Raw genomic sequence first — 12196 nt, 5'->3', positions numbered from 1 at the left:
GATCCCCCCCCCCCTCTCCTTCGTTTGGGGGGGGCCGGGGGCGGGCTGTGGGGGGGGGGGGGCTGCCCCGCCCCCCCCCGACCCCGCGTAGCGTCAGCTCAGCCCGCGCCCATGCCTACCGGCGCGGCCGACCGTCACCGTCCAGCCACGGGTCCTCCGGCCGCGGCCGGTCGAACGTGGGGCGTGCCTGCTGCCAGTGGCCCCGGGTGAAGTCGGGCACCTTGACCGACTTGAAGCCCTTGCCCTTCAGCGACTCGTGGCTGAGCGGGATCACCGAACACCACGCCGCCGAGTCGTAGACGTCGATGTCGGGGGTCATGCCCAGGCGCATCAACTGGACCATCCGGAAGATGGAGATGAAGTCGCCGCCACCGTGCCCACCGTACTGGCTGGCCAGGTTCTCCAGGGCCGGCCAGATCCAATGGTCGTGCTGGTTCATGATCGTGCTGAAGGCACTGCCGGTCCGCCACGCGTGGTTCGTGTGGCCGAGCGACTCCAGGTAGATCCGGGCGTTGTCCAGTTCCAGTGAACCCCGGGTCCCCGTGAGCGTGGTCTCCCGGCTGTACGGGTGGGGCGAGTTCACGTCGTGCTCGACCCGGATGAACCGGTCGTTGACGGTCTTGATGAAGACCTGCTTGCGGTCCCCGGAGATGTAGGGATCGTCGTCCCAGGCCGGGTGGTCCGCGCCAACCCGCGGGTCCTCCTCGCGGAACAGGGCCAGCGCCTTGGGCCGCGAGGCGACCGCGACGAGTTCGTCGAAGCGATCGCCTCGGTTGATGTCCAGGGAGGCCGAGACCGGCCCGAGCCCGTGCATCGGGTAGTGGGCGGCGTTCATCCGGGTCTGCCAGCGCCGCCGCCAGTGCTCCGGGTAGTAGGCGCCCCCAAAGGTGTACGGCCAGCGCAGGTCGTGGACGTAGCCACCGGAGGCGTGCTGCAACTCGCCGAAAAGCCCCGCCTTGGCCATGTTGAACATCTGCATCTCGGGGCGGAAGTAGTTCACGTTCTCCAGCAGCATGCAGTGCTTGCCGGTGCGCTCGGAGGTGCGGACCAGGTCCCAGATGTCGTCCAGGTGCGGCGCGATGGGCAGCTCGATGGCGACGTGCTTGCCGTGCTCCATGGCCGCCTTGGCCATCGGGTGGTGCCACTCCCACGGCGTGGCGACGTAGATCAGGTCGATGTCGTCACGACGGACGAGCCGCTCGAAGTCCTCCTCGCCGTTGGAGTAGCCGACCGGCTCCTTGTCCTGGAAGCCCTGAGCCATGACTCGGCTGATGGTCTCCGCGACGTGGTCGGGCCGGATGTCGCAGACCGCGGTGATCGTGGAGACGGCGGCCCACCGCATGGCCTGGTCTCCGCCGCGGTTGCCAAGGCCGATGATGCCGACACGCACCTCGTCGAAGCCCTCGAAGGGGACGTTGACCATGGACTTCTCTTTGCCCTTGATCCGGGCAGGTTCGGCGGCGGGCGCCGCACCGGCCGCCGTCCCTGGAAGTAGGGCGCCGCCAAGTCCGGCCGCGGCGCCAAGCGCGCCCACGCCCTTCAGGACGTTACGACGCGACGGGTGGGACCCGGCTGCCGCGGTGGACTCGTTCGGGCTGGCTTCGTTGGGACTCACGTGGATCAGCTCCTCTGCGGGAATGTGACGTGTCACGCGGGCACAATTGCTTAGCCGTGCTGGTCGACGCGGCGATCAGTCAGCGTCGGACCACCCGGCCCGGCTACCTCCGGGCACATTGGCCCCGAGTGTCGAGCGGTCAGCCGTCGAGGATGACCGACCGGGACAGGTTGCGCGGCTGGTCGGGGTCGAGCCCTGCTGCCCCGGCTCGCAGCAGGCACAACTGTTGGACGCGGACCAGGTCGGCGAGCGGATCCATCTCGGACCACTCGAAGTGACCGCCGGTCGCCCGGACCTGGTCCGCCAAGCCGACGGGAACCTCTCCGAACGCCCAGACGACCCTGCCGGGCGCGGTGATGCTGAGCGGACCGTGCCGGTACTCCATCGCGGGGTAGGACTCGGTCCACAGTTGAGTCGTCTCGCGTAGCTTCAGGGCCGCCTCGTGCGCGAGCCCGACCGTCCAGCCGCGTCCGAGGAAGGTGATCTGATCGGCCGTCGCGGCCGGGCTCGTCGCGTCGGCGCCGCGCTCGAGAACCTGCCGTGCCTGTTCGGCGACCCGACGCAGGTCGTGACCGAGGGCCGCCCGCAACAGCGCGAGGGTGGTCGTCGCGAAGCGGGTCTGTACGACCGAACGCTCGTCGACGTCGCTGAGCACGACCGGACGGGCCAGGCTCACCGCCGGCGATGTTGCGTCGGCGGTGATGACGGTGGTGGGCACGCGATGCCGGCACTGCTTGAGGACGTCGAGCACCTCGGTCGTGGTGCCCGAGCGGGTAATACAGAGAACCCGGTCATAGCCACGGCCCAGCTGGTGTTCACTGGCCGGCCACGCGTCGGTGCTGCCCTCGCCGGCGCTCTCCCGTAGGGCCGCGTAGGCCTGGGCGATGAACAGCGAGGTTCCACATCCGAGCACCGCGACTCGCTCGCCAGGCTGCGGAAGGTCCATCGCCACCGAGGGCAGAACGTCCAGCACACGGAGCCAGTCATCCGGCTGGGTCTCGATCTCGGCCGCCAGGAAGGTTCCTTCACTCATCGGTGCCTCGTCCTCATGGTTCATGCGAGCGGGTCTGGAGCGCCTCCAGAATGGAGCGACCTGATCGAATCTGTCAAGAAGGTCGTGGAACCGGTCAGTAACATGCACTGAGGCGCCGGAAGTCGGTCACGGCCTGAGCAGCAGTTACAGGGAAAGACCTTGACGCCACTCAGGAAAGCGACGCAGAATCCCACCAACAGCGGCGTGATCGTGGAAGGTTCCGACGGGAACCAGTCACGAACGATCACAGCCAGCCAGGATTCCGATCACGACTTTGGCGATGTCCCCTGCGCCGGTGGAGGCGGAAATGAAGAGATTCGCGCGTTCGTGGGCGGCCGTAGCGGTTGCCGGCTTGACGCTGACAGGTTGCGGATTCGGCGGCGACGACGGGCAGAGTGCGGACGCACGCACGCTGTCATTCCTTGTGCCCAGCTACAGCGACGGCACCAAGGCGCTCTGGGAGGGCATCATCGCCGACTTCGAGGCGGCCCACTCGGACATCAACGTGGAACTGGAGATCCAGTCCTGGGACAACATCAACGATGTTGTCCGTACCAAGGTCCAGTCGAACGCGGCACCGGACATCCTGAACATCGACGCCTTCTCGGGCTTCGCGGCGGACGACCTGTTGTACTCCGCCGACGAGGTGGTCTCGGCGAGCACGCTGGCGGACTTCCAGAAGTCCTTTGCGGACAACGCCTCGATCGACGGCACGATGTACGGCCTCCCACTGATCGCCTCGGCCCGCACCATGTTCTACAACACCGAACTGTTCGAGCGTGCCGGCGTCGCAGCGCCGCCGAAGACGTGGGACCAGCTGCTCGACGCGGCGAAGAAGGTGGCCGGTCTCGGCGACGGCGTCTACGGCTACGGCATGCCGCTGGGCAGCGAGGAGGCCCAGGCGGAAACCTCGATCTGGACCTTCGGCAACGGCGGATCGTGGACCAACGGGTCGGCCATCGCGGTCAACACCCCCGCGACCCTCGAAGCCGTCACGTTCATGAAGCGGATGATCGACGAAAAGGCCACCCAGCCCGACCCCGGGGCGTCCGACCGGACCCCCATGCTGGACGTGTTCATCCAGGGCAAGATTGGCATGGTGGTGGCGCTCCCGCCCACCGTCGGCCAGATCGCCGAGAAGAACCCGAGCCTCAAGTACGCGAGCGCTCCGATCGCCACCAAGGACGGCCAGCCGATGACCCTCGGGGTCGCCGACCACCTGATGGCGTTCAAGAACAAGGGTGACAAGCAGGAGGCGCTCAAGACCTTCCTGGACTACGTGTTCAGCGCACCGGTCTACACGAAGTTCGTCGACACCGAGGGGTTCCTGCCCACCACCAGGTCCGGCGCAGCGGCGCTGGCGGGCAAGACGGAGATCGCGAGCTTCCTCGAGGTCCTGCCGAGCGCCCGGTTCTACCCCAGCACGAACCCGCAGTGGGCGGCGACCCAGGGCGCGATGCAGAGCCTGATGGGGCAGATCGGGCAGGGCAAGAACCCCGGGGCGGTGCTGGATGAAATCCAGGCCAAGGCCAACGGCTAGAGCCTGCGCGGCTGACAAATGACGACCAACCAACTCATGGAAGTGCCGGCACCCGCGATCTCGACGCGTCGTCAGGCACGCCGAGACCTGGTGGCGGCACTTCCATGGCTGATGCCGGCGCTGACCCTGATCGTCACCGTCGTCCTGTTCCCGGCCGGCTATCTGGTCTGGACCTCGACCCGGGACGTGTCGCCGGTCGGGGTGGACCGCGGCTCGGCCGGGTTCGACAACTATGTGACGCTGTTCGACTCCCCCGCGTTGGGCAGGGTGCTGCTCAACACCGCGATCTGGGTGGTCGGCGTCGTCGTGGTGACCGTGCTCGTCTCCATGGCGCTCGCGCAATTCCTGGACAAGGCCTTCCCTGGTCGCCGACTGGTTCGACTCGCGGTCATCGTCCCGTGGGCGGCGAGTGTCGTGATGACGGCCACCGTCTTCTACTACGGACTCGATCCCTTCTACGGGGTCATGAACCAGTTCCTGGTCGACCTTGGGATCTTGGATACCGGGTTCGGCTTCACCCGACAGCCGGTGCCGGCCTTTTTGGTGGCCATGGGAGTGGCGGTGTTCGTCTCGCTGCCGTTCACCACGTACACGATCCTCGCCGGGCTGCAGATGGTGCCGCGCGAGGTGCTGGAAGCCGCCGCGGTGGACGGCGCCGGCCCGGTGCGGACCTACTGGAGCGTGATCTTCCCGGTCCTGCGGCCAGCGATCGCCGTCGCCGTGCTGATCAACATCATCAACGTCTTCAACTCGCTGCCCATTCTCCGCACACTGACCGGCAGCATTCCCGGGTACGACGCGGACACCACCACCACGTTGATTTTCAAATACATCCAGCAGGACCGCCAGGTCGAGACGGCTAGCGCACTGAGCGTCGTGAACTTCGTCATCGTCCTCGCGGTCATCGGTATCTACCTCCGGGTTGTCCGGCCGATGAGGGACGAGTGAGCCTTGGCGACGACGGCAACCAGATCTCAGGGCGATGAGCGCGTCACGAAGTCGGTGCGCGCCAGCGGACACAACGGTCGTACCCGGAGCCGCGGCGGGCATCCACGCGGCGGTCGCCGGTGGTTGATGGCATTGGCCGGCGCGGTGGTGGCGTTGTTCTTCCTGGCGCCCTACCTGGTGATGGTGATCGGCTCGTTCAAGCGGCACTCGGAGATCGTGCGCATTCCGGCCACCTACCTGCCGACCGAATGGGTGCCCTCGAACTACACGTCGATGTGGTCCACGCCGGAGACGCCGCTCGCCTACAACCTCGTCTCCACGATAATCATCTCTGCCTGCGGGACACTGCTGGTCCTGGTGGTGGCCATGCCCGCCGCCTATTACACGGCCAAGCACCGCTTTCCCGGGCGGCTGGCGTTCCTGCTCCTGGTCCTGGTGACCCAGATGCTCCAGCCGACCGTACTCGCGGCGGGACTGTTCCGGCAGTTCCTCGCGATCGGTATCGACGACACCTGGCTCGCTATGATCCTCGTCAACGGCGCGTTCAACCTCAGCTTCGCGGTGTGGATCATGCACAGCTTCTTCGCCGGGGTGCCCAAGGAGATAGACGAGGCGGCAATGATCGACGGTGCCAGCAAACTGCAGACGCTGCGGCGGGTAACCCTGCCCGTGGTCTGGCCGGGCATCGTCACCGCCATCATCTTCACCTTCGTCGCGTGCTGGAACGAGTTCGCGGCCAGCCTCGTCATCTTGACCACGGCGGAGAACCAGCCGCTGACCGTCGCCATCACGAAATTCGTCGGTCAGTACGACTCGGCGTGGCAATACGTCTTCGGAGTCTCTATCGTCGGCATCGTGCCCGTGATCGTTCTCTTCGCATTGGTTGAAAAGCGCCTGGTGGCAGGTCTCACGGCGGGGGCCATCAAGTGAGCACGGTCGAGGCCGCCGCCGACCGGGCGGACGGCCGCGACCGTGCCCAGCGCCTGCAGGCGCTGCTCGACATCCTGGGCGCGCGCGGCAGGCTGTCCGTCGCCGAGGCGGCCAGCGCCCTGCAGGTCTCCGAGGCGACGGTCCGTCGGGACTTCACCACCCTGGCGGAGCAGCAGTTGGCGGCTCGGACGCACGGCGGCGTCGTGGCCACGTCCGTCTCGTACGACCTGCCGGTCCGCTACCGGGGCCGGGGCGACAACGGCGCCAAGGAGCGCATCGCCGCGATCGCCTGCGAGCTCGTCGAACTGGGCGACGTCGTCGCGTTCAACGGTGGCACCACCACGTCCGCGACGGCCCGACGTCTCGCCGCGCGGGTCGACCTCGCCCAGGCCGTTCAGCGGCCGGCCGTGACGGTGGTGACGAACGCACTCAACATCGCCACGGAGATGGTGCTGCGACGCCACGTCCGGACCGTCATCCTCGGCGGTGTGGCACTGCCCCAGTCGTACGAGCTGACCGGGCCGCTGGCCACGATGGTTCTGAACGAGCTGTGGCTCGACGTGCTGATCCTCGGGGTCGACGCGTTCTCCCCCGACGGCGGCACGTCCTGTCACGACGAGGGCGAGGCCGGCATTGATGCGACGATGGTCCGCCGGTCCCGTCGGGTCGTCGTCGTGGCCGGCTCAGAGAAGCTGGGCCGGCACTCCTTCGCCCGGATCTGCGACGTCAACGCGGTGGACACCCTGGTGACCGACGACGGCGCGGACGCGAAGGTCGTGGCCGACCTGCGCGCCGCCGGCGTCAACGTGCTGCTGGCCTGAGGCCCGCCCGCGCCGTCACGGGGCGAGCAGGGTGACCAGGTGGGCGACCTGCGCGGCCACCGCATCCCTACCCGGACCGAGGTACCTGCGCGGGTCGACCAGGTTCTCGTCGGCGGCGAGCGCACGCCGGACCGCACCGGTGAGGACCGCGTTGAGATGGGTCGCAATGTTGATCTTCGACATTCCGTGCGCGACTGCCGACCGCAGGCCCGCCTCGGAGACCCCGGACGAGCCATGCAGGACCAGTGGCACCGGCACCTTCGCCGCGATCGCGGCGATCAGTTCGTCGTCGAGGACCGCGTCACGGCTCAGCATCGCGTGCGAGGAGCCGACCGCGACCGCGAGCGCGTCGACACCGGTGGCGGCGACGAAGGCGGCCGCGTCGTCCGGATCGGTCCGTACGCCGGGCTTGTGCGCACCGTCCTTGCCGCCGATCGCACCGAGTTCGGCCTCGACCCAGACCCCCCGCGAACGACACCAGGCGGCGAGCTCCGCGGTCAGGGCGACGTTCTTCTCGTACGAGTGCCCGGACGCGTCGACCATCACCGAGGGCACCCCGAGTTCGACCGCCTGCTCGACAAGCTCACGCCGGGTGGCGTGATCCAGGTGTACGCAGACCGGCACGGACGCTTCCGCCGCGATCCGGAGGCAGGCCAGCGCCAGCGGCGCCAGGCTGCCGTGGTAGCGGGCCGTATTCTCCGATAGCTGCAGCACCACCGGGCGTACCGCGCTCTCGGCGCCGGCCACGATGCCCTCGGCATGCTCAAGCTGGATGACGTTGAACGCCCCGACGGCCCGGCGGTCCCGCGCTGCCGGGATGACGAGTTCCGCCATCGAAGCCAGAGTCATACTTCCTCCACTCTCACCTGATCACGCCAGCGCCGGTAGGCACGGACGTCCACCTCACCGGCGACCGGACGCAGCACCGCTGCCGCCGACAGCGCCACCGCGTCGACGAGCAGGCCGTGCCAGTCGACGGCGTCCAGCGACCCGGCGGCCGCGAGTTGCCGGGCGACGGCCGCACAGGCCGCGTCCCCGGCGCCGGTCGCGTTCCCCTCGATCCGCTCCGGTGGCGCGGCCAGCATGGCCCGATCCGGTCGTACCACGGCCATCCCGTCGGCGCCCAGGGTCAGCACGACGGCGGCGACCCGGCCGGCGGGGGGCAGCAGCCGGCGGGCCGCCCGTACGGCCTCGGCCGGCGTCGAGGGCCGGTGACCGACCAACTCGGCCATCTCGTCCGCGTTCGGCATCAGCACCGCCCCGCCAGCAGTCGCCGCCGCCCGCAGGGCCGGGCCGCTGACGTCCACGACGGCCGGCACTCCGGCGGCCACCGCCGCGTCGACCAGGCGGGCCGGAAGCCCCGGGTCCACGCCGGGCGGCAGGCTGCCGGAGACGACCAGCGCGTCGGCACCAGCCAGGAGTTCGCTCACGTGCCGGGTCAGGGCGTTGGCGGCGGCCGGCGGGTCCATCGGCGAATAGCCAGGCTCCCACAGCGACGTCGTCACTCCGTTGGTCTCGTGTACGACCAGCGTGCGCCGGACGTCCGGCAGTACGTCGAGCAGGTCGGCCGGCACGCCGGCCCGGTCGAGAGCGGCCCGCAGGGCCGCGCCCCCCGGACCGCCGGACATGCCGGTGACGAGGACCCGCTCCCCCAGTTCGTGAAGCACCCGGCCGACGTTGACGGCCTTGCCACCGGGGCGTTCGCTGACGGTCCGCACCCGCTGCACCCGGCCCCGGTGCAGTTTCCCCAGCCCATAGGTCACATCGAGCGCCGGATTCGGCGCAACGGCGAGGATCACGTTGCCCGCTCGGTCATCGCGACTCCTCGTCGGGGGTCTGGCGCCGGTGCTCCGGCATGGAGTTTCGTGCTCGATATTAACAAAAAGCCGTCGCTATCGCGCACCCCCTTCTTGCCTCGCGGCGGACGCTGATCAATACTGATCGCTATCCGTCGGATGCCGGCAATATCGCTCACAGGAGTTGATCACATGCCTCCTCCCGCACCGTCGAACATCACCCATCCACCGACCACAGTGGTCCGATCACGCCGTTTCAGCGTCGGGCTCGCAGCCGTCGCGCTCCTGGTCGGATCCGTCGCCGCACCCACTCCGGCCGGCGCGCAGCCGCCCGCGGACGCCCTCAGGACCTGGGTGCCGACCGGCGACTTTGCGTCCTCGTCGTTCGAGCGCGTCCCGCAGGTCGCCCCGGAGTCGCTGCCCACCGGCAACGCCCGGCAACTGTCCTTGGCGACCGTCCGGGGCGGACAAGCGTCGGCCCAACTCGCCGTGGCCAGCGCCCAGGACCTCGAAAAACTCCGGGTGCAGGTTGGTCCGTTGAAGCCGACCGGCAAGGGCGGCGCGATCTCGAAGGCGATCCAGGTCCGCTATCCCGCCTACATCCCCGACGACCGAGGCGGGATGATCGCCGACCCGCTGCGCGAGGTCGACCGGGTGGACGTGCCCGCCGGCCAGGCGCAGCCGGTCTGGTTCACCCTCGCCGTACCACCGGACGCCCGCCCGGGCACCTATCGCAGCCGGATCACCGTGACCGCCCACAGGGTCAAGCCGATCGAGTACGACCTCACGGTGAAGATCGCCGACGTGACCCTGCCGCCGGTCGCCGGGCGGGACTTCCACCTGAATCTTTGGTTCCAGCCAGACACCATCGCCGACCAGGCCGGCCTCGAACTGTGGTCCGACCAGCACTTCAAGGCCATCCGGCCGTACCTGGAGGACCTGGCCTCACGCGGCCAACGCGTCATCAACTCGGCAATAGCCGAGGACCCGTGGCCGGTGCTGTGGCCGGACGGCCAGTGGCGGTCGCAAACCTACGTGCCGTACCACTCGGCCGTCGACTGGTTCCACGACGGCGAGCAGTGGTCCTTCGACTTCGCCAACTGGGACCGTCTGGTCGAGGAGGGGATGCGGGCCGGCATCGGCCCGTACATCCACGCCTTCGGGCTGCTGATGTTCCGCGGCTACCAGCACGTCGTCTACACCGACACCCGGACCGGTCAGCGGGTGGACCAGGAGGTCTCACTGGGCGGCGCGGAGTGGAAGGACGCCTGGTCGGCGTTCCTCGTCGCGTTCGAGGACCACGTACGGGACCGGGGCTGGCTGGACCGGACCTACCTCGCCTTCGACGAGCGGCCCGCGAGCGAGATGCAGGTGGCCATCGACCTGGTCCGGGAGGTCGCACCGGTCTTCGTCGACCAGATTGCGATCGCCGGTTCCGCGAGCACCGACGCATTCGCGCAGGACCTGTCGCTCAACTACTCCGACGTTGACCACTGGTCGCAGGAGATGATCGACCGGCGCCGGGCGGAGGGCAAGAAGACCACCTTCTACACCTGGTCCAACCCGGCCTACCCGAACACAGTGACCCCGGCCGCACCCCTCGGCGCACGCGTGCTGTCCTGGCTCAGCGCACAACGCAACCTCGACGGCTACCTGCGTTGGGCGTACAACTCGTGGCCGCAGGACCCGTACACCGACGGGTCCTACCGCTACCGGCAGGGCGACGAGTACCTCGTCTACCCGGGCAAGGACGGACCGGTGTCGAGCATCCGGTGGGAGCTGTTCCGCGACGGTCAGGATGACTTCGCCCTGCTCGACCAGCTAGCCGAACGCGGCGGCCAGGACCACCCGGCGCGGGTGGCCGCGCTGGCCGGTGTCGAACCCGCGGCCACCCCCGGACCGGCCGCCTACCAGGCGCTGCTCGACGCCCGAGCGGCGGTCGTCGAGGCACTGGCGGAATACCCGACCGACTGACCACCGGCGTCACGCGACACGGCGGCGGCGTGCCACGCACGCCGTGTCGCGTGACCTGCGGCGGCCACCGTTGATCGGCCGCGGGCGCCCCTCGCAGGCTGCCTCGACGGAGCGGGCGGTGGCCGTCGCGGCCCCGCATGCCCGCAACGCTCCACCCTCCCGGGCCATCGCATAAGCATTTGCCGATCCGGTGCCGTCTACTACCGTCTCCCAGGGGCCGGTCGCGGCCCGGCACGGACGCAGGGGCTCCTCCACGATCAAACGGTCGTCGGAGTCACTGGCAGTCGGTCAGCCTACGGGGAGGAAATCCGTGCGTTTGCGCAACACAATGGCCGCCGGTTCGCTTGCGATAGCGGTGGCCCTGGTCCTCGCCGGATGCAGCAGCATCGACAGGACCGATGGCTCAGATGCCACGAAGGACTCGAAGGACACCATCGGTGCCGCGCCGGGTAAGCCCGAGGAACTGGGCTCCCCGATCGCGAGCCGGGACATGCAGATCAGCGACAGCGGCAAACTCTTCCCGGTGAAGGTGGAGCTGTACCAGTTGCGACGCGACAGCGGGTTCGTCAACCTCAATGTCCGGATGACGCGCACGGACACCACGGACAGCCCGGACCGCTGGCAGATTGGCAGCGCCTTTCAAGGTGAGACCATCTCCTTGGCGTTCTCCGGCGTGACAATGATCGACCGGAAGAACCGCAAGCGGCACCTGGTCGCGCGGAGCGGTGACCCGGACGCGAAGCCCGGCCAGGTGAAGTACCTCGCCTCGTCGGGTCTCTCATCGGTATTCGTCGAGGCCGGTCAGTCGGTGGACCTGTACGCCATGTTCGGAGCCCCACCGGACGACGTCACCGCCGTCGACGTCGTCATCCCCCGAGTCCCGGTCTTCGAGAATGTCCCGCTCGCTTAGCCCACGGACAGCGCTGGCCGCGACCGCGACCGCGCTGGCTCTGCTGCTGGTCAGTGAACCGGCCGTCGCCTGGTCTGCGCCGACGTCGACGCCGTCGTCGGGGACCGCCGCCGTGCCCGGACCAACGCTTGGGCCCGGCGAGCAGGTGAACGCGCCGATCATCGACATCCGGGCGCCGATGGAGGACATCTATCTGCGCACCGAGGACCTCGACGGCAACAGCCTGGAGGCCGAGTCCGGGGGGCGTATCGAGCTGACCCTGGCGGCGGACGTCCTCTTCGCCTTCGGCAAGGCCGATCTGTCCCCGGCCGCCCGTACCCGGCTGGCCGAGATATCGAGACGGCTGCGTACCCAGGCCGCCGGCAAGGTCCAGATTTTCGGACACACTGATTCGGTGGGTCACGACGCGCAGAACCTGACGTTGTCCCGTCGACGAGCCGAGGCGGTCCGGGACGAGTTGGCCGTGGGACTCGCCGGCAGCCAGATCACCTACGAGGTCAAGGGCTTCGGGGAGACCCGACCCGTCGCGCCGAACACCGTGGACGGCAAGGACAACCCGAAGGGCCGGGCCAGCAATCGACGCGTCGAGATCCGGTTCGACAAGTGATCGGACCCGGAGACCAGCCGCC

The 12196-nt window shown here is 68.7% G+C and carries 11 protein-coding genes; 7 read left to right on the top strand and 4 right to left on the bottom strand.

The window, feature by feature from the left end; translation table 11 throughout:
* Window positions 1–115 precede the first annotated feature (115 nt).
* Complete coding sequence (locus ACWD6N_RS10460) at window positions 116–1615, bottom strand: Gfo/Idh/MocA family protein (RefSeq protein ID WP_354965801.1); 1500 nt, start codon at window positions 1613–1615, stop codon at window positions 116–118.
* A 139-nt stretch (window positions 1616–1754) separates the two neighbouring features.
* A complete protein-coding gene (locus tag ACWD6N_RS10455) occupies window positions 1755–2648 on the bottom strand; it encodes an SIS domain-containing protein (RefSeq protein ID WP_387329113.1) in 894 nt (297 codons plus the stop codon).
* A 424-nt stretch (window positions 2649–3072) separates the two neighbouring features.
* Between ACWD6N_RS10455 and ACWD6N_RS10450 the strand changes: the two genes are divergently transcribed.
* From ACWD6N_RS10450 to ACWD6N_RS10435, 4 genes are all read left to right on the top strand, one after another.
* A complete protein-coding gene (locus ACWD6N_RS10450) occupies window positions 3073–4188 on the top strand; it encodes an extracellular solute-binding protein (RefSeq protein WP_449936345.1) in 1116 nt (371 codons plus the stop codon).
* 90 nt (window positions 4189–4278) lie between these two features.
* A complete protein-coding gene (locus ACWD6N_RS10445; RefSeq protein ID WP_387329107.1) occupies window positions 4279–5136 on the top strand; it encodes a carbohydrate ABC transporter permease in 858 nt (285 codons plus the stop codon).
* 3 nt (window positions 5137–5139) lie between these two features.
* Entirely contained in the window at window positions 5140–6066 is a 927-nt protein-coding gene (locus tag ACWD6N_RS10440) for a carbohydrate ABC transporter permease (RefSeq protein ID WP_387329104.1), read from the top strand.
* Window positions 6063–6887: a DeoR/GlpR family DNA-binding transcription regulator gene (locus ACWD6N_RS10435; protein ID WP_387329102.1), complete on the top strand. Its 825-nt coding sequence runs from the start codon at window positions 6063–6065 to the stop codon at window positions 6885–6887. Before ACWD6N_RS10440 ends, ACWD6N_RS10435 begins: the two co-directional genes overlap by 4 nt.
* 15 nt (window positions 6888–6902) lie before the next feature.
* Here ACWD6N_RS10435 and ACWD6N_RS10430 read toward each other — a convergent pair whose 3' ends face one another.
* On the bottom strand, window positions 6903–7736 hold the full coding sequence (locus ACWD6N_RS10430) for a class II fructose-bisphosphate aldolase (protein WP_387329099.1): 834 nt from the start codon (window positions 7734–7736) through the stop codon (window positions 6903–6905).
* Window positions 7733–8686, bottom strand: a complete 954-nt coding sequence (locus ACWD6N_RS10425) for a hexose kinase (protein ID WP_387329097.1) — start codon at window positions 8684–8686, stop codon at window positions 7733–7735. Before ACWD6N_RS10425 ends, ACWD6N_RS10430 begins: the two co-directional genes overlap by 4 nt.
* Window positions 8687–8875: 189 nt before the next feature.
* Between ACWD6N_RS10425 and ACWD6N_RS10420 the strand changes: the two genes are divergently transcribed.
* The 3 genes from ACWD6N_RS10420 to ACWD6N_RS10410 all read left to right on the top strand — a co-directional run bounded on the left by ACWD6N_RS10420 (window position 8876) and on the right by ACWD6N_RS10410 (window position 12174).
* Window positions 8876–10657, top strand: a complete 1782-nt coding sequence (locus tag ACWD6N_RS10420; protein WP_387329094.1) for a DUF4091 domain-containing protein — start codon at window positions 8876–8878, stop codon at window positions 10655–10657.
* A gap of 310 nt (window positions 10658–10967) precedes the next feature.
* Window positions 10968–11567 (top strand): hypothetical protein, encoded by a 600-nt coding sequence (locus ACWD6N_RS10415; RefSeq protein WP_387329091.1) that lies wholly within the window; start codon window positions 10968–10970, stop codon window positions 11565–11567.
* The gene (locus ACWD6N_RS10410) at window positions 11551–12174 is read left to right on the top strand and encodes an OmpA family protein (RefSeq protein WP_387329089.1); all 624 of its coding nucleotides are present in this window, start codon (window positions 11551–11553) and stop codon (window positions 12172–12174) included. The genes ACWD6N_RS10415 and ACWD6N_RS10410 overlap by 17 nt, the downstream gene beginning before the upstream one ends.
* Window positions 12175–12196 lie beyond the last annotated feature (22 nt).

It is taken from the genome of Micromonospora sp. NPDC005163 (genome assembly GCF_053599835.1).
This window is presented reverse-complemented; position numbering and strand designations above follow the sequence as displayed.